22 protein-coding genes and 1 pseudogene are annotated in these 26,742 nt (G+C 47.2%); 14 read left to right on the top strand and 9 right to left on the bottom strand.

What is annotated here, in order from left to right:
• The first annotated feature begins 139 nt into the window (after positions 1 to 139).
• The 4 genes and pseudogenes from IAE55_RS04375 to IAE55_RS04360 all read left to right on the top strand — a co-directional run.
• The gene (locus IAE55_RS04375) at positions 140 to 1,927 is read left to right on the top strand and encodes an ABC transporter substrate-binding protein (protein ID WP_186382111.1); all 1,788 of its coding nucleotides are present in this window, start codon (positions 140 to 142) and stop codon (positions 1,925 to 1,927) included.
• Between the two features lie 148 nt (positions 1,928 to 2,075).
• Positions 2,076 to 3,842 carry a cache domain-containing sensor histidine kinase gene (locus IAE55_RS04370; RefSeq protein WP_200631060.1) on the top strand — a complete coding sequence of 589 codons (1,767 nt, stop codon included), beginning with the start codon at positions 2,076 to 2,078 and terminating at the stop codon, positions 3,840 to 3,842.
• Positions 3,843 to 3,849: 7 nt separating this feature from the next.
• Complete coding sequence (locus IAE55_RS04365) at positions 3,850 to 5,403, top strand: response regulator (protein WP_186382109.1); 1,554 nt, start codon at positions 3,850 to 3,852, stop codon at positions 5,401 to 5,403.
• A gap of 515 nt (positions 5,404 to 5,918) precedes the next feature.
• Positions 5,919 to 6,465: pseudogene (locus IAE55_RS04360) on the top strand (amidase family protein); the annotation flags it as partial.
• Positions 6,466 to 7,201: 736 nt separating this feature from the next.
• Here the strand turns inward: IAE55_RS04360 and IAE55_RS04355 are convergent.
• Positions 7,202 to 7,408, bottom strand: coding sequence for a DUF1657 domain-containing protein (locus tag IAE55_RS04355; RefSeq protein ID WP_105446200.1), 207 nt, complete (start codon positions 7,406 to 7,408; stop codon positions 7,202 to 7,204).
• 410 nt (positions 7,409 to 7,818) lie between these two features.
• Between IAE55_RS04355 and IAE55_RS04350 the strand changes: the two genes are divergently transcribed.
• Complete coding sequence (locus tag IAE55_RS04350) at positions 7,819 to 8,913, top strand: GerAB/ArcD/ProY family transporter (protein ID WP_200631058.1); 1,095 nt, start codon at positions 7,819 to 7,821, stop codon at positions 8,911 to 8,913.
• Here IAE55_RS04350 and IAE55_RS04345 read toward each other — a convergent pair.
• The 7 genes from IAE55_RS04345 to IAE55_RS04315 form a co-directional block, all read right to left on the bottom strand.
• A complete protein-coding gene (locus tag IAE55_RS04345; RefSeq protein WP_105446258.1) occupies positions 8,902 to 9,132 on the bottom strand; it encodes a hypothetical protein in 231 nt (76 codons plus the stop codon). The two genes, IAE55_RS04350 and IAE55_RS04345, sit on opposite strands and share 12 nt — an antisense overlap.
• Positions 9,129 to 10,295, bottom strand: a complete 1,167-nt coding sequence (locus IAE55_RS04340; protein ID WP_200631057.1) for a Ger(x)C family spore germination protein — start codon at positions 10,293 to 10,295, stop codon at positions 9,129 to 9,131. The genes IAE55_RS04345 and IAE55_RS04340 overlap by 4 nt, the downstream gene beginning before the upstream one ends.
• Positions 10,296 to 10,333: 38 nt before the next feature.
• Positions 10,334 to 11,842, bottom strand: a complete 1,509-nt coding sequence (locus IAE55_RS04335) for a spore germination protein (RefSeq protein WP_325168598.1) — start codon at positions 11,840 to 11,842, stop codon at positions 10,334 to 10,336.
• A 17-nt stretch (positions 11,843 to 11,859) separates the two neighbouring features.
• Complete coding sequence (locus tag IAE55_RS04330; RefSeq protein ID WP_186382108.1) at positions 11,860 to 12,015, bottom strand: hypothetical protein; 156 nt, start codon at positions 12,013 to 12,015, stop codon at positions 11,860 to 11,862.
• Between the two features lie 196 nt (positions 12,016 to 12,211).
• Positions 12,212 to 12,694, bottom strand: a complete 483-nt coding sequence (locus IAE55_RS04325) for a YkgB family protein (protein WP_200631047.1) — start codon at positions 12,692 to 12,694, stop codon at positions 12,212 to 12,214.
• Positions 12,695 to 12,726: 32 nt separating this feature from the next.
• Positions 12,727 to 14,250, bottom strand: coding sequence for a redoxin domain-containing protein (locus IAE55_RS04320; RefSeq protein ID WP_186382107.1), 1,524 nt, complete (start codon positions 14,248 to 14,250; stop codon positions 12,727 to 12,729).
• Between the two features lie 1,044 nt (positions 14,251 to 15,294).
• On the bottom strand, positions 15,295 to 15,633 hold the full coding sequence (locus tag IAE55_RS04315) for an MmcQ/YjbR family DNA-binding protein (protein ID WP_145164451.1): 339 nt from the start codon (positions 15,631 to 15,633) through the stop codon (positions 15,295 to 15,297).
• Positions 15,634 to 16,300: 667 nt separating this feature from the next.
• On the opposite strand from IAE55_RS04315, the gene msrB reads away from it, so the two are divergent.
• From msrB to IAE55_RS04295, 4 genes are all read left to right on the top strand, one after another.
• Complete coding sequence (gene msrB, locus IAE55_RS04310; RefSeq protein WP_200631039.1) at positions 16,301 to 17,290, top strand: peptide-methionine (R)-S-oxide reductase MsrB; 990 nt, start codon at positions 16,301 to 16,303, stop codon at positions 17,288 to 17,290.
• Between the two features lie 121 nt (positions 17,291 to 17,411).
• Entirely contained in the window at positions 17,412 to 18,062 is a 651-nt protein-coding gene (locus IAE55_RS04305) for a peroxiredoxin-like family protein (RefSeq protein WP_145164446.1), read from the top strand.
• Between the two features lie 115 nt (positions 18,063 to 18,177).
• Complete coding sequence (locus IAE55_RS04300) at positions 18,178 to 18,840, top strand: NAD(P)H-dependent oxidoreductase (RefSeq protein ID WP_145164444.1); 663 nt, start codon at positions 18,178 to 18,180, stop codon at positions 18,838 to 18,840.
• Positions 18,841 to 18,927: 87 nt separating this feature from the next.
• Complete coding sequence (locus IAE55_RS04295) at positions 18,928 to 19,518, top strand: NADP-dependent oxidoreductase (protein ID WP_200631036.1); 591 nt, start codon at positions 18,928 to 18,930, stop codon at positions 19,516 to 19,518.
• Between the two features lie 1,632 nt (positions 19,519 to 21,150).
• Here the strand turns inward: IAE55_RS04295 and IAE55_RS04290 are convergent.
• A complete protein-coding gene (locus tag IAE55_RS04290) occupies positions 21,151 to 21,852 on the bottom strand; it encodes a Crp/Fnr family transcriptional regulator (protein WP_145164442.1) in 702 nt (233 codons plus the stop codon).
• Positions 21,853 to 23,384: 1,532 nt separating this feature from the next.
• Between IAE55_RS04290 and IAE55_RS04285 the strand changes: the two genes are divergently transcribed.
• From IAE55_RS04285 to IAE55_RS04265, 5 genes are all read left to right on the top strand, one after another.
• Positions 23,385 to 24,347: an NADP-dependent oxidoreductase gene (locus IAE55_RS04285; protein ID WP_200631034.1), complete on the top strand. Its 963-nt coding sequence runs from the start codon at positions 23,385 to 23,387 to the stop codon at positions 24,345 to 24,347.
• Positions 24,348 to 24,617: 270 nt separating this feature from the next.
• The gene (locus tag IAE55_RS04280) at positions 24,618 to 25,217 is read left to right on the top strand and encodes a nitroreductase family protein (RefSeq protein WP_186382112.1); all 600 of its coding nucleotides are present in this window, start codon (positions 24,618 to 24,620) and stop codon (positions 25,215 to 25,217) included.
• A gap of 356 nt (positions 25,218 to 25,573) precedes the next feature.
• Positions 25,574 to 25,819, top strand: coding sequence for a hypothetical protein (locus IAE55_RS04275; RefSeq protein WP_200631032.1), 246 nt, complete (start codon positions 25,574 to 25,576; stop codon positions 25,817 to 25,819).
• A gap of 133 nt (positions 25,820 to 25,952) precedes the next feature.
• Positions 25,953 to 26,237 carry a hypothetical protein gene (locus IAE55_RS04270; RefSeq protein WP_200631030.1) on the top strand — a complete coding sequence of 95 codons (285 nt, stop codon included), beginning with the start codon at positions 25,953 to 25,955 and terminating at the stop codon, positions 26,235 to 26,237.
• The gene (locus tag IAE55_RS04265) at positions 26,218 to 26,535 is read left to right on the top strand and encodes a hypothetical protein (protein ID WP_234489269.1); all 318 of its coding nucleotides are present in this window, start codon (positions 26,218 to 26,220) and stop codon (positions 26,533 to 26,535) included. Before IAE55_RS04270 ends, IAE55_RS04265 begins: the two co-directional genes overlap by 20 nt.
• Positions 26,536 to 26,742 lie beyond the last annotated feature (207 nt).

Genomic DNA, 26,742 nt, shown 5'->3' with positions numbered 1-26,742 from the left:
ACTGACTTTTTCAAGGAGGTGGTTCATTCGTTGTGAGCGATTGCAACGGAGTAATCGGTTAATTCCGGATTTCTCGGCGCACATTGCGCGCCTTAAAGTAAAGTAAAAGCCGTTAATATGAAAAGGGAGGCTTTACAGTATGCCTAGGCAAAAAAAATGGACCTTTCTCGCTGCTCCTGTGTGCCTAATGATGGTTATCGCGGCATGCAGTTTCGGAGGAGGGGGCAATACGAGCTCGCCCAGTGCCACTAGCAGTACGGGAACAGCGAGTGCTTCGGATAACGGAATCATAACGGACTGGTCTAAGCAACCGGAAATGACTTTGACTGTATTCGATACTTTGGCCAACTATGCCGGCGAGCAGCAGGGCTGGTTCGCCAAGTTGATCAAGGATAAATTTAATATCAAACTGAACATCGTCGCACCGAACCTGTCAGGCGGCGCTCAAATGATCGCTACGCAGATGGCATCCGGCGACCTCGGCGACCTGGTTGTAGGACTTGGCGGCAAGGATTATGAGAATGCGATCAAAGCAGGAATGATTCTCGACTGGACGAAAGACGGCCTGCTCGACAAATACGGCAAAAATTTGGAGAAGTACGCCGCTCAGGCACTTGATGCGAACAAGAAACAATACGGCGGAGGCACCGCGATTTACGGCATAGGGCATAACGTTGGCACCGGCGACGGCCCGAGTGAAGGGGCGGACATGACGTTCGGACCGATGCTCCGCTGGGATTTGTACCAGAAGCTCGGCAGCCCGCAAATCAAGACGCTTGACGACTATCTGCCGATTCTGAAGAAGATGCAAGAGATGGATCCGAAGAGCGATTCCGGCAAAAAAACGTACGGAATGTCGCTGTGGTCCGACTGGGATGGAGATTGGTCCACCTTGGCTAAAGTTACAGCACAGTTTTATGGCTATGCAGAAGGCGACACATTCAATCCCGGGGACATGATTCTTACCAAAGCCGATGGGCCGGAATATCAGGGTTTTCTTGATGATAACAGCTACTATATGCAAGGACTCGAGTTCTACTTCAAAGCTAATCAGATGGGACTGCTCGATCCGGACTCCCTGACTCAGAAATTCGGTGATGTTTCGAACAAATTTAAGGACGGCCAAGTGCTCTTCTCTCAATTCCCTTGGATTTCCAACGTGTATAATACACCGGATCATACGTCTGCAGGCAAAGGATTTGTGCTTGTTCCGTTCCAGGACGAGAAAGTGTACTCCTCTGGCTTCAATCCTTACGGCGGCTCATTGATCTGGTCGATCGGCTCCCATGCGAAAGATCCTGCGCGTGTACTGGCATTCGTCGACTGGTTGTTCTCGCCGGATGGCGTACAGGAAACCAACATCGGTCCGAAAGGCCTCGCATGGGATATCGGCAAGGATGGCAAGCCGGTATTGACCGATTTCGGCAAGAAGGCGACGACTAACGGCGACACCCCGGTACCGGTGCAATATGGCGGCGGAACTTGGAGGAACGGTGTTTCCCAGCTTAACAATTCGACGCTTACCACATCTCAGATCAATCCGAATACCGGGGCACCGTATGATTCCAACCTGTGGAATTCGACGTTGACCGCTAACCCGGATCCCGTGACGAAGAGTTGGCGCGAAGCGATGGGCGTGACCACTTCGAAGGAATTGTTTGTCAAGAATAACCAGGTTGCGGTCACGAAACCGTTCTTCAACGGACAACCGTCGGCCCAAGAGCCTTCGGATATCAAGCTGAAGCACACCCAGGTTGGCAAGGTGATCAAGGAGTACTCCTGGAAGATGATGTTTGCCAAGGATCAGAGTGAATTCGACCAATTGAAGCAGCAAATGGTTCAGAAGGCAAAAGGCCTCGGCTATGATGATGTCGTCAACTGGGAAGTCCAGCAAACGAAAAATACAGTATTCACGATGTACAAATAAGTCACACTTCGATGGGAAGAAAATAAGGCTGGTGTCGCTTCCCGTACCCGATCCATTGATTGGGTGCGGGAAGCTTTTAGATTAAAGATAAAAACGATTAATCATGATATAATTTAGGCTCATCTGAACAAGCATGAGGTGTGTCTGCATGGCTCAACTGAAACGTTTGGGTGTCACTACCAAATTCGTACTCACTTTTATATCCATCCTGACAGTATCGATGTCGTTCATGGGCTATATTCTGTATTACCAGTCCTCTCATGCAGCTATCGCACAGGGGCAAATTCTCATGATGCAGAACGTGCTGCAAATGAGGAACAGCATGAATCAAAAAACGGACATGGTTCAGAACCTGTCTCAAATCATTGCCTTTGATCCGAAAATTCAAAATTTCCTCGGGACTGCTTTCTCGGGCGATCCCTTCCAATTGATCGATTACCGATACAACATCGCGCCGATTTTGGGTAATCTGATGCAGCAGAACACCTATATACACGCAATGCGGATCTTCATGACCAATAACGAGATCCCGGAGATGAACGATAGTTTCTTGCATCTGAAGCGTGTGCAGTCAGACCCTTGGTATGCTTCGTACATCCATTCAACGGTGGTGGGTGATTGGCAGGGGCTTCATACGGAGAAAAGCTTTATCGGCACTTTCGATCCTAGCGCCCAAAAGAAGGTATTCACTTACGACCGAAAAATCGATTCGTCCAAAAGTACGGCGTTGGCTGGAGTCCTAGAGATCGAGGTCGATCGCGAAGTTCTGTTCGATGGACTAAAGAATCCGCAAAGCGAACATTTCGGGAGCATCTTCGTCGTTGACCGCCGAGGTGAGATCGTATCTAATAACGTGCCTCAACTGGCAGGCGAATCCGCCAAGTCGCTCGGACTGCCGATACCTGCGCAAGGCACCGAGATCAACAAAATCATGGACATAAAGGGAGTACGATCGATTGTGATTTCCGTCCCGCTCGGCGGGACGGAACTTTACATTACAGGCGTTTTTCCCGTCAGTCCATTCATCGAGAGTATGAGGCTTTCGCTGAAATGGATCATCGTAATCCTCGTATCTTCGCTTATCCTGCTCAGCGGCGTCGTCATCTTTATTACCCATGCGCTTCTGCGTCGGATGAAAGTGCTCGTAAAAGCGATGAAGCAAGTACGGGAAGGATCGCTGAACGTATCGGTCCCCGTCGTAGCGAATGATGAGTTCAGCCAGATGGCGGTAAGCTTTAATCTGATGACAGCTCGCATTCACGATCTGGTCGAGACGGTCTACAAAAGCAGCATTATGGAGAAAGAAGCGGAGCTACGGGTGCTCGAATCGCAGATCAATCCGCATTTTCTCTACAATACCTTAGCGACAATTTCCTGGGTGGCCCGCAAAGTGCATTCGTCCGAGATCGCACATCTGTCCAATTCGCTGGCCAAATTTTACCGTTTGGTATTGAACAAGGGCAAGTCTGCTATACTCGTTAGGGATGAAATCGAGATGGTCAAGGCTTACCTGGAGATTCAGAAGTTCCGCTTCGAGAATATGTTTGATGCGGAGTTCCGCATCGACGATCGTGTTCTTCCTTATATGGTCCCGAAAAATATTTTGCAGCCGCTAGTGGAGAACGCATTGTCGCACGGCATCGAGCCAAAATGCTGCCACGGCACGGTCATTATCGAAGCAGGCTTGCAAGAGGAGAGCATCGTCTTTCGCATCATCGACGACGGGGTCGGCATGACACCGGACCAGATTGGAGCGGTGTTGAGGGGACAGGTACGCCGGACGAGCGGAAGCGGCTTTGCGGTTAAAAATATTATCGAACGATTAAATAGTTATTATGTCAACAACTACAAGCTTGAATTGTTCAGTCGCCCGGGAATCGGTACGGTCTTTGTCATTACGCTGCCGAAGGAGTGAGTTACCCTTGTTTACCTTGCTGATAGTAGAAGATGAAAGGTGGGAACGGGAGGGCCTGGTCGATTTTCTCGACTGGAAGTCTATGGGGATCGAGATAATCGGCACTGCTTTCAACGGCTTGGATGGCGTCGAGAAGGCGCTCACCCTGCGGCCAGACATCATCATTACGGATATCCGTATGCCGGGAATGAATGGGCTTGAGATGGCTAATCGCATTCGCGAGCAACTCCCGGATGTGCGTTTCATCGTGCTTACGGGATACAATGAATTTGAATACACCCGGGAAGCAATCTTCCTGCATGTGGACGACTACGTGCTCAAGCCAGTGGAAGAGGAAGATATGAAGAATGCGATGGCAAGGGTCCTGAAGGAATGCGAGCTTATCCGCAGCAGGAGGCAGGATCATGTGAGGCTGCAGGAGAAGCTTCAATTCGGAGCGAGAATGGCGGCGGAGAAGCGGCTTTCGGAGCTGCTGCATGACAGGATTGATCAGGATCAGCAGGAGCATGACCTTCTCGCCGGAGCGGAAGATCTTCGCGCTAATTTCTACGACGCAATGGTGATTGCCCCGATGGATTCGACCCTGCGCGAAGAAACGGTCCGAAGGCTAATCGGCAGCCCGTGCTTCATCGTAAGCTGCGACGAGCTTTCTGGCGGAATGGCGGTGATCCTGCCGGACCCCGGACCTGACACGGTGTCGTCGGAGACAGCCGCGAAGATTCTGATCAAGGAATGGAGCGACGCGCGGCCCTATATGCCTGTGATCGGGATGGGACATAAGGCAAATAGTCTCCACATGCTGAAAAAGTCTTACCGGCAGGCTTTGAACGCGGCCAAGTACGGGGTGTTTTACGGTCATGCCGGCGTCATAACCGCCGAGATGGAAGAGATGGCGAGAATTCGGTTCTCCAAACAGGCAGGGGAATTTCTCGCCGCCTGGCAAGAGATGTCCCGGCAGCTCCGGCTTCACCTGCTCGCGCTGCATAAGGAAGAAGTCTACACGCAGCTTGAAGCCATGATCAAGTTGATTACGGATGCCACCGGGGCCCATGTCGCGGCGCTGCTGAACTCGCTCATCATTGAGCTTTCGGTGCTTGCAGACGGTCAGGGAGGGAACAATGGGAGTATCCAGCAGTTTCTCGCGATGAACCGCCTTCAGGACATGCACGGCTATGTGCGGAATTACGTAAGCGAAATCATCCATCTCCTGGACGAGAAGATGAACAACAAAGATAAATATATCGTCGACAAGGTCATCCGCCTGATTGACGAGCGGTATGGATCGGGCGAGCTCAGCTTGACGGTTCTGGCGGACGAAGTGTTCGTCTCTCCGAATCATCTGAACACGATGTTCAAGAAAATAACGGGAAGAACGGTTCACCAATTCTTGGTGGATACCCGGATGAGCAAGGCCGAGGAACTGCTTCGCACGACCAAGCTCAAAGTATCCGAAATCGCGGGCAGCATTGGGATGTCCAACATATCTTATTTTTGCTCGATCTTTAAACAGGAGTTCGGACTGAGTCCGGGTGAATACCAGGAATTGATGCAGCGGCCATAAAGGGTCCTTATGTATATGTGTGCCGGCCGCTAACAGAGCGGCGGGCAATCCTGGATGCGATCTTAACGGAGAACCAGGCTTTTAAACGCGTGCTGCAGGTAAATGGAGCGGGCAAAGCCTTGTTTGATATCGAAGCAAAACAAATATTTTAGCTGTCGAGGGACAAGAACATGGTCCCAATGAAAGCCGCTATTTTAGCGGTTTTTTGTTTATCAGTACAAGTTCTTGTCCTGAAGAAAAGACAAGAACTTGTACCGATTGCCGTAAAGGACAAGAACATAATCCGATTACCGATTAGATAAGCATCAAACTACATTTCACTACACAAATTCATTAAGCTAACGGGCAGATTTCTTTAGTTACAACATTAAAGTTCGGGAAAAAACAAGTTCTACTGCGATGTCCAACTGATACTTTCTTAACTAATCAAAACTTTACCTATACCCATGGTAAGGTAGCATGATAACATATTACCTTTTTCCAAAAAATTTCCATTTTCGGAGGTGTGTTAATATATGAGCATCAACTTACAAGATTGGATTCAGGAAGCAGATTTGGTCAGTATGCAAAAGGCAATGTCATCGGGTGAGTGTACATCCGAAGCTCTCGTACTTGCATATATCGAGCGTATTCATAGGTATAATCCTCTGATCAATGCCGTATTAGAGATCAATCCAGATGCGCTTGAAATAGCAAGGGACCTTGACCATTGAGCGAAATACAACAGGTAGTAGGGGGACGCTGCACGGAATCCCAATCCTGCTCAAGGATAACATCAATACGCACGACCGGATGCACACGAGTGCTGGTTCAATCGCGTTGGCTGAGTCATTTGCTCCTGGAGATTCGTTCATAGCTGCAAAGCTCCGCACTGCAGGCGCGGTACTTCTGGGTAAGGCAAACATGACCGAGTGGTCGAATTTTATGTCCGATCGGATGCCAGCTGGATACAGTTCCAGGGGCGGATATGTATTGAATCCATATGGACCTGGCAAGCTTTTCGTGAGCGGGTCAAGTTCAGGATCGGCATCAGCCGTAGCAGCAAGCCTGGCAGCAGCAGCAAATTGTTACATCCTTATGAGTTTAGTAAATATAAAATAAAGCGAAGGCTACCGACTGTTTCGGTAGCCTTCGTAATGTCGAATCCAAGTATAATCAGCCTGAAATGAGCTAACCAGGAATGATTTTTATAGCTACATTAGTGATTGAAGGTAGGGTAACAGTGTGATGGACTTGGACCGATTGACCTTACCGTCATCAATGAAACGCAGCTAAGAATGTAGCATCCTTTTCATGCAGTACCTGAAAGGATTGAAAGCAGTCTACGCACAGTTGCCAGGATATTAGGGGCGAATCAAGACTCTAATTGAACTAAAGGACATTATTCTGAAAAGTAACCTGAGAGGGTTTTCGGCACTGATATTCAGCGTTTTGAATCGAGCGGTTGGATGGACACGAAGGTCTACCTCATGGGATTTTTTTGAGACTGTTACCCCAAATAAGTGAGTTATTTATCGGAGAGGGCCCCTGGAATCATGGTCACCTCTCACTTCGGGATTCTTGGAATTGTCGTTTTATTAGGCAGCGGAAGCCTCTGCGAACCACCTTTTACCCGTTGCAGTCACGGTCTTAGGTTCGGATCCATGGAGTGGAGTAGCGTCAAAGGTGGTGTCATATATCAGTCAGCGTGATGATATAAGTATTTAAATGATAAAATTATCCCCCCAAGATGGGGGGCCGCGTTTGGTAATGATCTATCACCTAAGCTTAATTTTACACTGCAACAAGGAATACAATCCTAAAACCCCTTGTATTGAGGTTCCTCATTTTCTAGCTGTTGAACCCGGCTTTCCACCTGCTGTACGATCTGGCCAGTTTGCTGGGCCGCCTGAGTAAACAAGTTTTTCGCTTCCTGGTTTTGTGTGCTAAGAGCAAAAGTCTCCAAGTTAGCTTGGGCACTTTTTAGGGAAGCAAGTGTTGTTTTGACCTGAGAAGAAACTGTCATCTCCTTCACCCCCTTTATAGAACAGTACGAATGTAATCTAACCGGTGGAGGGGCAAAAAATTCATTGAAGCCTTTTTACCACTATCCAAAAATCCACTATTTTCATTTAACTATTCGATGAGCCCAAGCTCTTCATATACTTTTAATGAAACAACCCCACGTATACAAAAATCATCAAAAAAAACGCCAATTAGGCGGTCCTCCTTAATCAATTCAGAGTTATTAGGCGTTCGACAAATTCAATTTCATTATAGGGAATCCTTAAAGGACCATCGTCAGTTCGCACTTTTCGGTGAAGACCGCTTGTCCGGCGGTCTTCCAATAGCGCGGCTTCTTCGCAAGTGGTATGGCCTTCCAGAATAAAGGAGAAACTAGAAACAAAGTCCACTGCCCTTGACGAGGAGAGCCGAATGAAAGTTACCGAACAAATCACCGGAACCCAGCTTGGCCTGCTGCTGTTTACATTTGTGTTTCCCGCGCTTGTCATTCCCGCACCCGGAATTACGGCCGCATTTGCTGGGCAAAACGCCTGGCTGGCGGTATTTCCGGGCGCCTTGCTCGGGGTCACCAATATTTTGGTTATGACGGCGCTTGGAAATCTTTATCCAGGTCTTACGATCCTGGAATACGGCGAAAAGATCGTGGGCAAATGGCTCGGAAAAGGGCTTGGGCTCTTTTTTTTCTATTACTGGTTTTCGTTAGTCACAGTTTCCATCAATGAACACTCGCGGTTTATCAATACATTTCTGTTGCCGAGAACGCCGTCCGTCGTCGGAGGGCTGACGATCGTGGCGCTTAGCGCACTCGCCGTTTATGCGGGAATCGAAGTGATCGGTAGATGCAACATCTTTCTCTCGCTGCTCATCTTCATGGTTCTGGTGCCGCTCTTTATGCTCGCACTGCAGGACACAAACGTGACGCATCTGATGCCAGTGATGGGGGAGGGTTTCGTGCCGGTGCTGCTGGGGTCCCTTCCCCTATCGGCAAACATCAACCAAGTTTTTCTGATCGGATGGTTGATTCCGTTTCTGAAACAACGCCGCGAGGCACGCAAGGCCGGAATGCTTGCGCTTCTCGGTATCGTTGGGCTGATCGTCATTGTCGATTTGCTGACGGTCATGACTTTTGGTCCTATTACCGGTAAGCTGACTTATTCGTTTCTGTCTCTGATTCAGTATATTGGCATTCAGGGCTCCTTCGAACGGCTGGAAGCCATTGTCTTCGCGATTTGGGTATCGGGTGTTTTCGTAAAGGTGGCCGTATGCCTGTTTTTGCTGGCCCTCTGCCTGACCAATGTGTTCGGGATCCGCAATTACCGGAATCTTGTCGCCCCGCTTTCGCTGCTGTCAATCATCGGCGCGGTGTGGGCGTTCAAAACCAAGGCGCAGTTTCAGCAGTTCGAAACGTTCACCTATCCCATATGGGCGATTCTCACGCAAAATCTGGTGCCGTCACTGCTCCTTGCCATCGACGCCGTCAAAAGAAAGGCTAGTTCACTGCTTTAGCAGCGACCTGCCAATCCATCTGAAAGCGGCCTCAGCCGGCACATTAAAGCTCGGCACTGTGACCCTTGCCATTAACAGCGAGCCGATCACGATGCAGATCAACATGATAATGCCGTACAGGAAGGCCGCCGAAGGCTCCCGCTTGAGCAAGAGGGAATGGACCCGGACATACGTCCAGACTGCGAGCAGTACGAGATATCCGATAATTTGCAGTATCAATTGACGATCTCCTTTTCTTTCAACTGCAGAGGCGGTCCCGCCACCCCGGTATCACGCAAATTAAGCTTGACCGTAACTGTAATCTCCGCTTCGGGAAACACTTTGTCCCATTTATTCTTAATCTGTTTCCATTTGCGTGGGTGGCTCCTGTACAGGACGCCGCCGAATCCGGCGACATCCGATTTATATTGCTTCTGGATTTTGAACAAACAGTCTCGCACTTGTTTTTCTACCTCTTTCTCCAAAGCTTTCTGCGCAATCCGGAGATTCTGCATATTGCTGACATCAAGCCGCGAATTATTTTCGAACAGGTCCCCTTCACCTGTCAGCAGGACGTTAAATTTGACTTTGCCGCCGCTTCCCATAAAGGTTATCTTTCGCTTGGCGCCGATCAGGACCATCCCGACATTGCCGTACCCTTCCGGAAGAGCGGCGGTAATTCGGCTATGTCCCATTCGTCCGGTAAGCCACAGCAGACCGTCCGTTTCCTTTTCGTTTAAAAAACCGGCTAATTTAAGCCCCTTGAATACGGCCGCGCCAGTGAAACGAAACATTTCCCTTTCGATTTTCCCGTCGGGTATTTCGGGGTGAATGACTGCCGTTACCGGGCTCGCTCCTTCGCTCGATGCGGCAATAAAGAAGTCCCGCAGCGTAACCGACAGCTGGCCCCCCATAGACTCCGCTTCCCTTACCGCTTCGGACGGCCCCTCTTCGAATGGATAGCGGACCTGCACGATGTTTTTCGCGTCCTGATCCTTTACAACCATAATATAAGTCCTTAACCGGTTGTGGGGATCGTGCGTGAAGACATCGAGCACATCGTCAAGGCCCCGTCTGGCCAGCCGTTCGCTTATAAAAATCACGCCGCGATGGGACGTGAACAGCTGCCGGGACAATTTTTTCTGCAGCTGCTTTTGAAGTTCAATGTGGTTTTTTCCGGAAGCAGTCAGAACAAAAAATTTATCTTTCTGGCTGTTTCCTCCAATCATTCCTGCTTGTTGGGGAAGCGCGATCTGGATAGACGCCTGGAGTTCCCCCTTCTCCGTCAGGTCAAACGCGGTGCCCATATCGAAGGCAAGGTCATTGATTTCCGTACGGTCCCAGCAGCCGGTTGTCAGCAGCACGGCGGCTAGTAGGACGACGCACATGATCGGTCTTATCATGACGCTTTCTTCCTTTCTTCCTTTCTTCCTCTGCCGTTTTACCTTGTTCCTCGTTCCTCGGATTCCGCTGCCGGCGGCCTGCTTGTTTTGTTCCACACAGGTACGCGTAACACTACGTCCTTGAGATGCCGCAGCGAAAGCGGAGCCACCGGAGCGAAATAAGGAACGCCGAACGACCGCAGTGTGCAGACATGCAGCAAAATGCCCAAAAATCCAAGCGCTATTCCATATAACCCCAAGGTCCCCGCCAGGAATAGCATCGGAAACCGCAGCAGCCGAATCCCGTTGGCAAAGCTGTACCGCGGGATCGTAAACGACGCAATGCCCGTGATCGATACAATAATGACGACTGGGGCCGAAATGATGCCTGCTTGCACGGCCGCTTGACCGATGACGAGGGCCCCAACGATGCTGATCGCCTGTCCGATTTGTTTGGGCAGCCGAATCCCGGCTTCGCGCAGCGCCTCAAAGATGATTTCCATCAATAACGCCTCGATAAGCGCCGGAAATGGAACCGGCTCCCTGGAGCCTGCAATGCTCAGCAGCAGACTGGTAGGAATCATCTCCTGGTGAAAGGTCGTCACGGCCACATATAGGGCGGGAGCAAAGATCGCGATCATCAGAAAGATTAAGCGGATCCACCGGACGAAAGTTGCGATCGGCCACCGGATATAATAATCCTCGCTTGCCTGCATGCCGGCCCAGAACGTCATCGGAAGCAAGAGCGCGAAGGGCGTGGAATCGACCAGAATGGCGATATTCCCCCCGAGCAGCCCCGCGGCGGCGACGTCCGGCCGCTCCGTGCTCTGAACCTGCGGGAAAGGGGAGAAGGCGGTATCCTCGATGAATTCCTCGATATTGTTCGAATCGAGCACACCGTCGATGCGAATTTCGCTGATCCGCTTCCGGACTTCTTCCACAAGAGAAGCGTCGGAAACGCCCTCAATATAAGTCAGTGCAACCTCGGTTTGAGTCAGATCACCGACCGTAAAGGTTTCGATTTTCAGGCGGGACGTTTTCAACCTGCTGCGGATCAGCCCGATATTGGTTGAATTATTTTCGATAAATCCGTCCTTCGGCCCGCGGATGACCGGTTCGGAGGTAGGCTCTTCAAGACTGCGCTGCGCCTTGCCGCTGACCGAAACGGCCATCGCCCGCCTGTTTCCCGCCGCCAGAACGACGGCATAGCCATTCAGTACATACCGCACGATTTCGGAGATTTTGGATGCGAGCGTGATTTCGCCGATGGAGATGAACAGGTCGTCGAGCGCTTCGATACTGCCGCTTACGTTTTCGTTCGGGTTGGTACGGCGTTTAATGAGCGGGCTCAGGATATGCTCGTCCAGCATCTTTTTGTCCACCAGCGAAGAAATATAAACGACGATCCACCGGGTCTCGCCGCCGAGCCGGATGCTGCGGAAGATCACGTCGGAGCAGCCCCGAAATATCGATTTTAATGCCGATTCGTTATATGCGAGATCGGGTACGACCTCACCATGGTCTTCCTCTTCAAACGGGACCTTCCCACGATCCCTGCCCGTTTTCACATCCATCACCCCATTACTTAGCAGATAAGGTTATTTTCCCAAAATCCGTCACGAGTATTCGGCAACCGGCTGCGGCGGTGCGTAAACGCGGAAGAAGCGGACCCGTCGTCCGCTTCTTCCACATAGGCTTTGACCTGTCGAACCTGGGCCCGCCGTCTCTTTCTTGCTGTCATGCACTCAGCACATTCCGTTAACAGGGGTTAAAATTGAACGACCGTCCCCGGGGGCAAATCGCTTCAGGCAGGAGGGACCCCAAAAATGAAAAACGCCCGCTGCCTTGCCGATTTGGCAAAGCAGACGGGCGCTGCAATCCCCTCCGACGGCTTTCAACGCCGCGGAAGACCGACCGTTTGCTGCTAGGGTCGGGATTCATTGAATTGTTTCGCTGCGAACCGTCTTCAGCGATTCACCGAGGGCGAATACCGAAGCAGCCAGCAGGACAAGATCCTTCAAGAGAAATTGTCCCGGAAACGCCGAGAGAGCCGGAAAACCAAGGCTCGGCTCAATAACGCCGGGTGTGGAAAACATGAAGCTGATCGTGGTCAGAAACATGATGCAGGAAAGCGCCGCTCCGACAGCCGACAGCCTTGTGGACACAAAACGGCCGAGCAGGAGAAGACCGATGAGAATCTCCAGAACCCCGAGGAGAGAAGAGAACGTACGGACCGGCATCACATCGTAAAGCCACCCCAAGAGCGGACTGTTGCTGACAAGCGGCGCGATCCCGTTCGCCTCGTAAGCCGTAAATTTCATCCCGCCAATCCAAATGTAAACAATCGCCAAAGCGATAAACAGGCAGTTAATTCCGAATGTTTCAAATTTTATACCAAAAGCATGAGCCAACTTGGACATTGTTTTCCTCCTTATACCATCGTAAGTGGCCATTATTGCAACGAACGGACTATTTTTAAGGCCTCGGACGGTTCCATCCGCGTTCTATGGTTTACATCTGAAGCACCAGCTCTGACGGTTCCTTTTTTATCGATAATATACGTGGCTGTGACAGGAAGCTCAAATGTATGGTCACCGTTATATTGATGCAGCTCAATACCAGATCTTTTTTGAATGGCTTGCATAAAGTCAGGCAGCCTGTATTTAAGATTATAGTTCTCCGCTGTTTTGTTGTTTGTATCGCTAAGGACGAGGAAGCTCAGTTCATGTTTTTCTTTCATGGAAAGCGAATGATCCGGTGTTTGCGGACTAATGGCAATCAATTGAGCACCAGCAGCTTTAATCTCATTGATGATGCGCTCATAGGCCTTCAATTGCAAATTGCAGTACGGACACCATTCACCCCGATAGAACACGACAATGACGGGGCCCTTGGTTAGTTCTTCAGATAATGTGACGGGTTTGCCCGTAGCATCTTCCAGAGTAAAATCGGGAGCCTTATCTCCGATATTCGGTCCTTTGCCTGCACCTTGATCTCGAAGGTCCTGAAGCAATCTGGCAAATGCCGCCGCGGCATCTGGCGACATTTGTTTTTGAGCCTGAAATGCATCAAGTTCATCCTTTAAGCTTCTTTCCCATTTAGAAACACAGTCCTGGACCATTAGCGAAATCGATTTTTGAATGGGCGGAAAATCAAATCCTAAAGATGCGGCTCTGGCATTCAATATCTTCCAAGTATAAGGGAACATGGCGTAGGGGGATAAGGTTTGTTCTTCATGCCGGCCTACATGAAACAGGGGGGGCGTATGCAAGCAGTCCCCTATCTCATAACAGAGTTTTTGGATGCTGAGGTAACCTCTATTCGCTGCATTGATTGGTCCGACAATATCGGATTTGGCTCCGATAAAATGAAGAAATTCGGCCGCATCCCACGCTGTCACATAAGTAATAGGGTGCTCGACTTCCAACACACCGATCGACTTATGTTCAGCAACATGCTTCACATAATAATCAAAACGGCCCGTATAATCGTCGGTTCCCGATACGACCATGGCAACGCGAACGGCAACGACGGGAAATACCGCATTCCGGAAGAAATAGGCTTCGGCTTGGCGTTTTCCTTCAGCATAGTCATAGTTCTGAACGTCTAAATCATAGCTGTATTGTTCCGGTATGAAATCGTCTTCGGTGATTTCGGTATCTTTACTGTTATAAACCGCCATACTTGAGGTTAGTACATAGCGCTTAATGCGGTCGCCAAACGCTTCCAGGGCAATCTTGGCATCTTTAGGATTAAAGCAGATTTGATCGTAGACGACATCATAATAACAATTGCCGAACGCTTCCTTCATGGCATCCTGATTCGTGCGGTCCACCTTTATACGGGTCACGGCGTCGCCAAAATCATCCGGCGTCTGACCTCTTGTTGCAATTGTCACATCATGGCCATCGCTGAGTAATAAATGAACTAACCTGCGACCGACAAATGCTGTTCCTCCTAAAACGAGTACCTTCATCCATATCTCCTTCCGCATTTTTATTCATGGAGCGATATTTTGTCCTGCCATACAGTACAAAATAAAATAGACTGATCAATAGTACTTGTCTATTTTTATTACAAGTTAACATGCTGACTGAATGAACATCTGTAATCTACATTACATTGTTAAGTGATTTTATACCAAAAATTGGTGCTATTAACTCTCTATTTTTTTCAACAACACCATTTCGTTTAGATGCTTCATCATAGACAGGGACACGACGAACCGCGATTTCAAGAATGACGCATTTGGGAATATAACTGGAGTGTACAGCTTGGGAGATGTGCGAGTACGGCGGGCAGCTGGTCGACATGATTGACTGTTTTGACCACCAGAGTGAGGCTCTCACTCTGCGGTAATTTCAGAACTTCGACCAAAACCTGCTGTAGTTCCTTTCATCAGGGGGGGATGGGAGCTTAACGAATGTTTCGCGTTATATTGGCCAGGCCCTTATTTCGTGCTTCTCAAGGGAATCCTCTTTTTTCAATGAGTTTGCTGTAACGTCAGTAGCGACTTGAACTCGGTACTAGATACCACAACGTGTTTCCTTAGTCGCTACCCGTTTTTATCCAATGGCCTGATAGTACGAATGACAGATCAATGCTTACTGTACTTGATCAGTCGATATTTTTTGTGACTCCACCCAAGTATAAAAAGAGCTTTTTACAAAGGATACTGTGGAACCATTATGAACAACATTATGAACAAGTAACAGTCGATTCGAGCCAAATAAACCATGGTAAGTCGCGTTACAGGCTATCTTTGCATCTTGCGAGGGTGATTAAGTGCAAGGGGCTATTAACGTTAGAAGGAACGATATGAGGGAGCGAAAGTGGTCACAGGCGTTCAAATCTGGATTGCGAAACGATGCCCGACGTACTCCCAGCTGCAAGTTGGATGACTTGTGGCTCTATGCCTCGATACACACTTTCCGGCAACTAGCACTTTACACGGTAGGATTTGGGCCCGGCCGATCAATCCACAGCAGCTGAGGTTGAGTCGGGAATTACTTGAAAATCATTAAATGGACTCTCGTTTGCTCTTTGGAAGGCTTTGTACAACTAAATCGTAGGAATGGTCAATCATATCAAAGATAGCCGACTCTGGCAAAGAACCCCCGAGAATAATCGTATTCCAATGCTGTTTGTTCATATGGTACCCCGGTTTAACGTCTTCATGCTGCTCTCTCAAGTTTTCGGCAATTACGGGGTCGCATTTTAGGACCAAGTACCCTTTTTTCTCAAATAAAAGAGCGAATATTTTACCTGCAATTTTTATCGCGATTGGATCGGGTCCCGAGGGATAATCTTTAATCGCTCCTTTTTTGTTTAGACAGTACTCGATAAAATTATTTTTCAAAACGACTCATCTCCTTCGTAATTACATCGTGTGTTCTACCCCAATCATCTAAACCGTCTGCTGTAATAATTTTCAGTTTCTTTATATTATAAAAAGAACGTTCGTTAACTTCTAAAGGCAGTAATAGCCCCATCGACCTCAGAGATTTTGTCGGTACTTCGAATATATCGTGAATAACCCCTAAGAATAATGCTGGAGATTGCGCTATGAACGGTTGTGTTTATTTCCGGAATTTCTTTGCCATAAAGATTAATTTGCTTAATCAATTCGTTCGGATTATCTTACGGTAGTTCTCAATAAAATATTTGCCGACTTCAAGACTAACTGAATCAGGATAACCAACACTGCATGCGATCGAATAACATGGCGACATGATTAATCGTCGATAGCATTTGTCATGAATATAATTCAAAATATATATCAAGTCAAATCAATTTCATGGTCGTACCCTCTTTACGAAAGGGAGTTTACTATATGCAGTTGAGAGTGTGGATTCCTTAATGACACAGACATCACGTGCCTTGCTTTAATGCATGAAATCAGGGGGAAATGAGGATAATACATAAATGTTTACCAAGGGTTTGTCCGGCCGGCTGAATCACTGTAATGAAGCATGTTTTTTCTAAAATTTTCGTGATCTTGAATATTGAAGAGATGAGGTGTTGAAATGAACAGCACAAACGATAAACACAAAGAATTGGCTACTTTTGCTGGCGGGTGCTTCTGGTGTATGGTATCGCCGTTTGAAGAAATGCCGGGCATTATTAAGGTCGTTTCCGGCTATACAGGTGGACATAAGGATAATCCTACCTACGAGGAGGTTTACTCCGAGACTACCGGACATAGGGAAGCGGTGCAAATTACGTTTAATCCGGAAGTGTTTCCCTATGACAAGTTACTGGACATTTATTGGTCACAAATCGACCCGACCGATCCGGGTGGGCAGTTTAACGACAGAGGAGAATCCTACAGGACAGCTATTTATTACCATAATGAGGATCAGAAGAACAAGGCGGAAGCATCAAAGCGAAAAATTGCTGAGAGTGGCCGATTCAATAAACCGATTGTGACGGATATTTTGCCGGCACAAACATTCTATCCAGCAGAGGATTATCATCAGAACTATCATAGAACTAATCCGTTCCGCTATAAAATGTATCGCAAAGGATCCGGCAGGGATCAATTCATTGAACAGCATTGGAAGCTCAAGAAGGATCCGAATCAATTAAAGAAGACACTTACTCAGATGCAATATGAAGTGACTCAAAATAGCGGCACAGAGCCGGCATTTAATAACGAATATTGGGATCATAAACAAGAAGGGATATATGTCGATGTTGTATCGGGAGAGCCCCTCTTCAGTTCGCAGGATAAATATGATTCCGGCTGTGGATGGCCCAGCTTTACCAAACCGATCGCAGAGTCACACTTGACCGAAAAGCTTGATCAAAGCTATGGCATGGTCCGTACCGAAGTGAGAAGCCATGAAGGTGATTCCCATTTGGGCCATGTCTTTGACGATGGACCGCAGGATAAAGGGGGTATGCGTTTTTGCATTAACTCAGCAGCACTGCGCTTTATTCCAAAAGAGAATTTGAAGAAGGAAGGATATGGGGAATACCTTCACTTTTTTGAAAATGATACTTACAACGACTAACTTTGTCCATATTGATTAGTTCAAAATATGGATACTATGAACTGTAATCTACTTTACAGAACTGAGCTTAAACCTGCCTTTATAATCAAACCATCAAATCAATATTGGAGGTTTAAGAACAATGAGCAACCAAAGTTTAACCGAACAGCTGGAAGAAGCCGCTCAGCAGTTTAAAGTAAGTACACCTATTGAAGCGCAGATTAAACTGAGTCAAATGATCGAGGAGCTTCAGGAAACGGGGATCGCTTCCGGGAAGCAACCAGGCGATAAGGCGGTAGATTTTAAATTAAAAAACGCACTAGGCCAAGATGTGATTTTATTTGAAGAGCTCGCGAAAGGGCCAGTTGTGCTCGTCTTCTATCGAGGGGGATGGTGTCCTTTTTGCAATATGCAATTAAGGGCTTACCAGCAGATATTACCGGAAATCCAGGCGATCGGGGCGCAGCTTATCGCGATTAGCCCACAAAAGCCTGATCATTCGTTATCCCTACAAGAAAAGGAAGGATTGGAATTTCAAGTCCTTAGCGATCCGAATGGCTTGGTAACGGCCAAATACAATTTGCTCTTCGATGTTCCGTCGGGAGTACAGGAAATCATGGAAGGTGCCGGACTCGATCTTGCAGAGTACAATAATACCTCGAAATGGGTTTTGCCGGTTCCAGCTACATTCATGATCGATGAGAGCGCTAATATCCGCTCCGCTTATGTCAATCCGAATTTCATGCAGCGTCAAAGTCCGGAGGAAATTTTGCGAGAACTAAGAAAGCTCTAACGATTTTTTATCTTTTCGTACTGTAACACTGTTGATAGCGTGTGGATCGATTTGAAAAAACGGATCCTGCTGTACATGGACCCACCATGAATTTACTAGTTTTAGGGAGGATATCATGACAATAACAAAGGAAGAAATTTTGGCAGCTCATCATTTTCGGCATGCAACCAAAGAATTCGATCCTAACAAAACCATTTCTGACGAGGACTTTAGATTTATTCTGGAAACGGGCCGGCTTTCGCCCAGCTCGTTTAGCGCTGAGCCGTGGAGATTTGTAGTTGTTCAAAATGAACAGCTTCTGAACAAAATAAAAGACGTTTCTTATGGAGCGGCTAGCAAATTACCAGAAGCCAGCCATTTCATCATTATTCTATCCAGGACCGCACAAGATATGAGATATGACTCCGCCTACCAGTTGGAGCAGCAATCCAAAGCCGTTCCGAAGGAACGACTGTCAAGGCATCTTGAAATCTATGAAGAGTTCCAGAGAAATGATTTCAAGCTCTTGGATCATGATCGTTTTCTTACGGATTGGGGCATCAAACAGACGTACATTCCGCTTGCGAACATGATGACGGCTGCAGCATTAATTGGCATTGACTCATGTCCGATCGAAGGTTTTGATATTGAGACAATGAATCGGATATTGGAAGAGGAAGGACTGCTGGAAGACGGACACTTTACCATTTCGGTCATGCTCGCCTTCGGTTATCGCAAAAAAGAGCCGGGACCAAGAATACGCAGACCCTTTGATGATGTTGTGAAATGGGTTAAATAAATATAATTTTTCTCACATTTATACCAATTAATGTGGATTGAGGTTGGGCTCGCGGACTGGACTCGCGACGGCACCCTAGCGGAATATGTGTCTGTCGAGGCGCGCAATCTTGCACCGCTGCCAAGCGATATCGACTTCACGGTAGGTGCGAGCTTGCCGATCTCGGGTCTGACTGCGTGGCAAGGACTATTCGTGCACGGCCGCTTCCAGGCGGGGCAGAGTCTCTTCGTGCATGGCTCGGCCGGTGGAGTCAATTCGATGGTGACGCAGCTCGCCCGAGAGGCGGGAGCCTACGTCATTGGCACCGGACGTGCAGCAGATCGTCAGACGGCGCTCGATTTCGGAGCGCATGAGTTCGTCAACCTCGACAACGATTCACTGGAAGACTTCGTTGGCGTCGATCTGGTTTTCGACGTGATAGGTGGTGACATCGGGAAGAGGTCCGCGGGTCTGGTTCGTACAGGCGGAATGCTGGTGACCATCGCAGGCCCGCCCGAGGTACAGCCGACCGAAAGCTTGGCGGTTGATTTTGTCGTCGAGGCCGATCGTGAACAACTAGGTGAGATCGTCCAGCGCGTCCGGGATGGTCGGCTACGAACAAACATCGGCCAAATCGCCAGCCTCGACCATGCCGTCGCTGCTTTCAACCCAACCGAGCGGATCAGGGAAATACGATAATCCGTGTTCGTACGTAAGGGCCCAAGGGACAGTGAACCAGGCTTCGTATCATCTTCATCAGGGAGGCCCGGTCATAGATGGCTTTAGAAGCGTGACGTATGGCCTTAAAGTAAAACCAAAGACCACCGGAAATCAGGTGGTCTTTTCTTATCAATGGTAGCGTTTGAAGGCATATTTAATTAGCTTACTCATCACTGTGAACACCAAGCATATGGCTAATCTCTTGATATAAAAAGGAACAGGGCATATCTATCTTGGATGTCGCCGAATGGTTCAAAGTTTGAAAGAAGATGGAACACGCGTTTTCTAAGATAATGAAGCACAAGCGATTCCGATTGATCGCTCGTTTTTCCTGTCTCCGAATGGGTTATGAAATTTGAGTCCGAGAAGTGGTGTTGCTAAGAAGTTCGTATTCCGTAAGAGAATGAAATTGACTCTCCGAATCTATTTCCCCATCACTCTCTTTTATATCTTCTCGAGACAATTGTTCAAAAATGATGAACATAACTCCGGCTTGTGCTGAATTACAATCCGATCCTCAATTCCACCTTGGATGTTTTAGAACAGGTGATAGGCCTTAAATTGGATGTCATTATCTCGCGTATAAAAAGCTGGGCTCAACGGCCATTGGGCGGGTGCACCGGCAGTGGCCTTATACCCTGTTCGTGCGTTTACATAGTTCACAAGACGGCGTCTCGAAGAGAACAAGTTGATTCAGAAGGGATAAATTAATGGAAAAGAATTCTCAACCTCCGGTTTTAAACGCCGAAAAATTGCTTGGTCATTGGTTAGGTGCAGTGAGGTTCCGATTCACTGTTGCCATATCGGCCAATTGACGATGCTTCGCAGATTGGCAGGAATTCCGGTGGGGTACATCAATTTTTCGCAAGCAACGATTTAAAGAATGGGATGGTTGGGATAAAGCGTCAACGGCCGCCGCTTGTCTGATGAAGAAGCCAAACGTTTTTTATCGATTCTGTGCGGATGGAACGGACGATGAAATAAACAATCCCTATGGATTTTTGGGTTTGGCTCTCAAGCCACGAAACTGGCTAAGACAAACGTCTTGAAGTTGTCTATGGGGTGGCGGAGCAAGATAAATACTGATATCCCGGGAAGGTTGCTTTTCATATACTCGGGGAGTCTTCGGTGAATCCAGTTAGGGCACTTGCATTCTAGTTTGAGATGCAGATGGACGCCTGAGCGAAACGCACGGATATCCTTGATCATCAGATCGACTGCGGCGAGCGCGGCATAATTCGTCTCCGAGCGTTGGGGGCGAAATGCCAATTTGGAGATATCATTTAGGAGATATCATTGAGACAATTGTTTTTTTGCGAGTACTGGATGGTGACCAAATCGCAAAGGTCCTTGTTCGTTAACGCATGTATGGATAGTTTTTTTAGCCATTTCAAGAGGGAATCCTTGCGGATACATCACTACACAAACCAAAAGCAACTCGTAGATGAAATTCAATGTTATATTTCTGTTTAATAATCTTCGCCTCTATAATCATCACCGATTCCCAAAAAACAACCTTAGCCCGATTGAGTACCGAACTAAGGTTGCCTAGGTCCTTTTTATAACTGTCTACTTGACAGGGGTAAATCCAAAACCCGGTGGTCTTTGCTATCATTGTTTAGGGTTTATAGGATTATTTTCTTCAAGCATAGTGACAGCAAGTTGAACAGACAGGCGAGATGTCTTAACGACGCCATCCTTAGCAAGCTCACTCATCACGCCACTGACCGCTTCGCGGCTAGCACCAAGCATATTGGCAATCTCTTGATGTGAAAGAGGTAGATCAATCTGGGCATATCCATCTTGAATGACGCCGAATTTGGCGCTCAATGTGGAAAGGAGATGAAGGACGCGCTTTCTAAGACCATGAAGCGCAAGCTGTTCCAATTGATCCTCCCGCTCTTTTAACCGGTCACTGAGTGCTTTAAGAAATTTGAGCGCGAGCTGAGGCCGATTGATCATAAGCCGTTCGAAATGAGGCTCGGACATGGAGCAAAGAAGCGACGATTCCATCGTTTCAATATAAACCTTCCTGGTACCGAAAGAGAATGAATCTAACTCTCCGAATATATTTCCTCTTGTGAGAATGCCAAGCGTAAACTGTTTTCCGCTGTCGTTCAGTTTATAAAGTCTAAGCTTTCCCTCCTTGACGAAATAGAAGCCCTCGAGCGTGGAGTCCGGGGTTTGGACCAATGTATTTTTTGTAATCCAATTGAAATGATGGATGGTATCTAACTGATCGATGTCTCTTATCTCTTCTCGGGACATTTCTTCAAAAATGCTGATTTGAGATAAATACCAGAGCTTGTTCATTGAATATCGTTCCTCCAAATTGTATTAGCCTGCGGGATACGGATACTTGACTAATTGGTATGAATCCGAATGGCTGTTTCGTAAAGTTTTAAATGCTGCAGTCGGTTATCCCAAAACCAAGTCGCGCAATGTTTTCCTAGAGCATACCTGAAATCGGCTTCCGAATCGGCGAAGACACAACCAAGCAAACGCGCTCAGGAATTCGACATCTCCTAAGGCATGGCAAAAGGGATAAGTTTTATTCCTTGCGTATTCCACATGAAACAGCTCAGATTGACATTTTCCTTCGGAATAGTCATTTTTGCGTTTAAATCATACCTGTATTGTTCCAGCATAAGATCATCTTCGGTGATTTCGGTGTTACTATTATAAGCCCTCAAGATTAAAATATTTCGTCTAACCCGGCCACCATAGCTCCCACAGCTATTCTGGAGTCTTGAGGATCAGGCAGATTTATCGCATACGTTATCATGATGACAGTGGTAAAACGCGATTATTATTTTTTCATGGCTGCCTGTTTCTTGCATATTAACATCCGGCTGAATCGCTGTAAGTAATCTACTTTACATTGTTCTGCCGGTTTACACATTTCCAAAGGCATCTCTGCAGTTTAAGGTCAATTCACCATATAAACGCAGATCAAGCTCGGTCAAAGGATTGAGCAACTTGAGTAATCAGGGACCGCCTTTAAGAGGGAATCAGAAATGCTTTCAAGGCCATGGCATGAGATGTACCGAGGTAAGGAGCGAAGAAGATGATTTCATTTGGGATATCTTTAGTTCAGGCCGTCGATGTTGAGTATGCCTAAAACATGTATAAAATCAATCTGGATAATCCAGAATAAAGGGGCAACTATGTGAAAATAAACATAAGGTAATTTTTTATGGTAAAGACAATAAACATATATAAAAGACTCGTCTGGATTGGCGCAATTATCTCGGCTTTAGCTTTTTCATTAACGGGTGAACTTTTTTATCTGGTATTTGTGGTGATAAATATCTTGGAATTGATATTTGTGCCTAGATGGATCGAACGATTTAAAAAGTAAGCCTTCTACATGCATAATATCAATCGGATATTCTAAACTAAAAAGGGTAAAAAAACACTTTTGCCAATATCTGCTCCAAAAGATTGAGTTAAAGTGACCTTTTCCTTGCCGTCCTAATTTGGCGGCTTTTTTTTCTTACCGTCTTTTTAATGAAACTTACGAAAAGAATATTTGATAGAGCATAGAGAAAAAGGATTTGGAACAGGAACATGAGGAACGGTTATCGATATGACTCCCTGTATAAAATATGCTTATGCTGGCAAAGGACAAATAAATATAATCCAACGCGGGGGATCATCGCTAATCTCTCCGGTGCTTTCAAGAACTGTGATTTTATTATTTTAACGTTATAAGATCATGTGGATCGATTCAAGTATGTAGTTTACTTTACATAACTTTTTTTGTGTAGTGATTAAAATGAAATGTGTCTCGCAAGCATAGGAACTTGAAACATTGAAAAACGAAAAATGTAAGGAGAGGTATCATGGAAATCTTAGAGAAAATGAAAGCGATTGTGGTGACGGACGAGGCTGCGGGAATGTCCGGGATGAAGCTGGTGGAGCGGCCGAAACCGGACGCGGCGAGGCTCGCCAGCCTCTCGGGCGCGAGCTACGGCGATGTCGTCGTTCAGGTTCATGCATCGGGATTCACCTGGGATGAGCTGACGTGGCCCTCGACCTGGACCGATCGTATCGGGCGGGACCGGACGCCGTCGATCCCCGGCCACGAGGTGGCCGGAGTGGTCACCGCCCTCAGCTATGGCACAACCGGCTTGTCGGTGGGACAGCGCGTATTCGGCCTCACTGACTGGACTCGCGACGGCAGCCTCGCAGAGTATGTAGTTGTTGAGGCACGTAACCTCGCGCCGTTGCCGAACGATGTTGACTTCACCGTGGGCGCTGGCGTCGCAATGACGGGCCTGACCGCCTGGCAAGGTCTGTTCGAACATGGTCACCTCCGGGCGGGGCAGAGCGTCCTTGTGCACGGTGCTGCAGGCGCAGTCGGCTCGATGGCAGTACAACTCGCACGCCAGGCCGGCGCCTACGTCATCGGCACCGGACGCGCTGCCCACCGCCAGATGGCGCTCGACTTCGGTGTTCAGGAGTTCGTAGACCTTGAGAACGACTCACTGGAAGATGTCGGCGGTGTCGATCTAGTTTTCGATGTCTTCGGCGGTGACATCGGGAAGCGGTCCGCGAGTCTGGTCCGAGCTGGAGGAATGCTGGTGACCATCGCCGGACCGCCTGAGGCGCGGCCAGCCAACGGCCTGGCCGTTGACTTCGTTGTCGTGTCCGATCGCGCCCAACTGAGTGAGATCGCCCAGCGAGTGCGTGACGGAAGGTTGCGGACGAACATCGGCCAAATCGCCACTCTTCACGATGCCGTCGCCGCTTTTAACGCAACCGAGCGGGTCAAGGGAAAGACGGTCATCCGTGTTCGTGAATGAGTCATAAGGAAATGGGCTTCATGGTCACAGGGGAGTATCAATTGCCAAATTGGTTCGTTGAGCAGTTTCGTTTCATTCAATTTGGTAATTGTTGTTGGATCCTTCGGGGGTGAACATCCTCATGGGCTTCTGTTTTTTGTCCAACTTTATCAAATATACGAATTCACTTCAATCGATACTTTCTGGCTCAACTCTTCCACTTCAGAAATTGTCACCGATGCAATCGATGAAAAAAGGAAAAATAAGATAAGGAGAGGTATCATGAAAACCTTGGAGAAAGATTTATTGACTGCACTACGCGAACGGCGCTCCGTTTATGGAATTAGCAAAGAATCGCCCATTTCGGATCAAAGTATCCAAGAAATAATCGAAGAAACCGTCAAACATACACCATCGGCGTTTAACAACCAAACTACGCGTATTGTTCTTCTCTTGGGAGAACAACATGACAAGTTATGGGATATTACGTCCGAAGTTCTCAAAGCATACGTTCCTGCCGAACAATTTGCTTCTATTCAGGAAAAAATGAACGGATTTCGGAAAGGATATGGTACAGTCCTTTTCTTTGAAGATCAGTCAATTATTAATAATTTTATGAAACAATATCCCTCTTACCAAGAACACTTCCCGATTTGGTCACAGCAAACCAATGGAATGCACCAATTGGTGATCTGGATGGCGTTGGAGGCAGAGGGGCTGGGTGTAAACTTGCAGCACTACAATCCATTAATTGATGAACGGGTAAATGCAGAATGGGAGTTGCCGGAAAGTTGGAAACTGATCGCCCAAATGCCGTTCGGTAAACCGTCTGCCGCAGCAGGTGACAAGAAATTTAATCCGGTACAAGAACGTATAAAAGTTTTTAAATAAACATAACCATGAGGCTGTCACCATGACAGTCTCTTTGTTTAATTCTATGGAGATGATGGATCAAACGATGGAGTAATTGGGTGACGAGCGCATGGAATCTCTTTCTGCAGATACTTAGTGATTTGGGACACTTAATAAAAACACCTCGATGTCCCAGCTCATCTAATATTCGGATGAGGATGCCAGGGCGCCGCAGCAGAATTCGTCCGTTTATTCATCTATCACTCCCAGCAGATCCCAAATCAAAAATCCGATGCCTGCTTGCGAAGAATCAATATGATTGTATAAATCTTTCCTTGAGCATGCAAATTAAATAAATGAGTAAAGGGCATGAGACTATAGGAGGTTAAATCTACATGGATACATTTAATGATACCGAAGATCGGAAATACTCGGTTAATAAGGATACTTATGGGGTTCTTGGGGAGGAGACGGAAGTTGATTCCGACGTTAATGAGGACCGCAATCGGGAACAGCAATTGGACGACTCTTTTCAGGATTGGTACCACAATATCGGGTATTGGGTTCAGCAAAAAGAAAATATGACCCAAGTGCCGAAGTCGAACGTCTTTGATGATATACCTGATATAGAAACCGAATAAAACAGTAACCAAAGGAGTTATATCACAAGAACGGTATTTCTCCTTATTTCATGCAAAATGGATTCCAAATCCTGTTATGATAGCAATAAATTTTCAGCTTTTGGGTAATATAAGCGCAAGGTGGTGTATTAGAATGTGGATTATAAAGACCGAACATAAAAGAGATGAAAACGGCGGAATTGCAGCGCTAGAACTCGAAACAGAAGATAAGCGTTTTGATGTAAATATTAGATGGGATGGCTGCGCTGAGATCCATGTATATTCAATTACGGAGGAAAACCGTGAAATCAATGATACCTTCCATACCTGTGATTTAAAAGGAATGATCGATATGCTGCAGTCACTCAACAGCGTATGTAAAGATTACTTTGGTAAAGGAAGCTATTGGGAGGATACTGATGATGTTAAATTTGTCTGAACTCAAAAATCTTCACGCCGATATTCAAGCCGTTCACGAGATTTTCCGAACACTGAAGGTTATCATCGATGGTAAAGAAATTGAAATCGATATTCTCAGAAATCAGAACGGCCATTATTTTTATGAGCTAAGCCATTACTATAAAGACGCGGACAAAACCGATCCTCACAAACCATCGGAAAATAGATATTCATCTGTTGAAGAAGCGGCACGCGGAGCACTCCGCTACGCTACGATGTTTTACCGGAGTACGGATGAGGGTGGAGCTTGGGTGAGAAAGGAGTCTTTCACTCCATAGCAATATATGGCTACCGAATATCACGAGACACCATAATAGGTGTCTTATTTACGCGTCAGGTACGCAAATAGGCCATTTAGATTTCGTTCATGCACTCATATGTTTCTGTTGTACGTCTCATATAAGAATAACTCACAAAAGCCAAGGGAACTATCATTAGCGGTTTTCGGATTTCATCTGAAGCTGAGGAGGAAGCGATCATTTCCT

Origin of the sequence: Paenibacillus sp. S28, from assembly GCF_016624415.1 — a bacterium.
Taxonomy (GTDB): domain Bacteria; phylum Bacillota; class Bacilli; order Paenibacillales; family Paenibacillaceae; genus Paenibacillus_AQ; species Paenibacillus_AQ favisporus.
This window is presented reverse-complemented; position numbering and strand designations above follow the sequence as displayed.

Bases quoted from the DNA above. Each gene is read 5' to 3' on its own strand.
- IAE55_RS04375 (WP_186382111.1), top strand. From the start codon at position 140: ATGCCTAGGCAAAAAAAATGGACCTTTCTCGCTGCTCCTGTGTGCCTA.
- IAE55_RS04265 (WP_234489269.1), top strand. From the start codon at position 26,218: ATGATGTTAAATTTGTCTGAACTCAAAAATCTTCACGCCGATATTCAA.
- IAE55_RS04290 (WP_145164442.1), bottom strand. From the start codon at position 21,852: ATGAACAAGCTCTGGTATTTATCTCAAATCAGCATTTTTGAAGAAATG.
- IAE55_RS04285 (WP_200631034.1), top strand. From the start codon at position 23,385: ATGGAAATCTTAGAGAAAATGAAAGCGATTGTGGTGACGGACGAGGCT.
- IAE55_RS04305 (WP_145164446.1), top strand. From the start codon at position 17,412: ATGAGCAACCAAAGTTTAACCGAACAGCTGGAAGAAGCCGCTCAGCAG.
- IAE55_RS04275 (WP_200631032.1), top strand. From the start codon at position 25,574: ATGGATACATTTAATGATACCGAAGATCGGAAATACTCGGTTAATAAG.
- msrB (WP_200631039.1), top strand. From the start codon at position 16,301: ATGAACAGCACAAACGATAAACACAAAGAATTGGCTACTTTTGCTGGC.
- IAE55_RS04370 (WP_200631060.1), top strand. From the start codon at position 2,076: ATGGCTCAACTGAAACGTTTGGGTGTCACTACCAAATTCGTACTCACT.
- IAE55_RS04270 (WP_200631030.1), top strand. From the start codon at position 25,953: ATGTGGATTATAAAGACCGAACATAAAAGAGATGAAAACGGCGGAATT.
- IAE55_RS04325 (WP_200631047.1), bottom strand. From the start codon at position 12,694: ATGTCCAAGTTGGCTCATGCTTTTGGTATAAAATTTGAAACATTCGGA.
- IAE55_RS04355 (WP_105446200.1), bottom strand. From the start codon at position 7,408: ATGACAGTTTCTTCTCAGGTCAAAACAACACTTGCTTCCCTAAAAAGT.
- IAE55_RS04350 (WP_200631058.1), top strand. From the start codon at position 7,819: ATGAAAGTTACCGAACAAATCACCGGAACCCAGCTTGGCCTGCTGCTG.
- IAE55_RS04300 (WP_145164444.1), top strand. From the start codon at position 18,178: ATGACAATAACAAAGGAAGAAATTTTGGCAGCTCATCATTTTCGGCAT.
- IAE55_RS04330 (WP_186382108.1), bottom strand. From the start codon at position 12,015: ATGACAGCAAGAAAGAGACGGCGGGCCCAGGTTCGACAGGTCAAAGCC.
- IAE55_RS04340 (WP_200631057.1), bottom strand. From the start codon at position 10,295: ATGATAAGACCGATCATGTGCGTCGTCCTACTAGCCGCCGTGCTGCTG.
- IAE55_RS04320 (WP_186382107.1), bottom strand. From the start codon at position 14,250: ATGAAGGTACTCGTTTTAGGAGGAACAGCATTTGTCGGTCGCAGGTTA.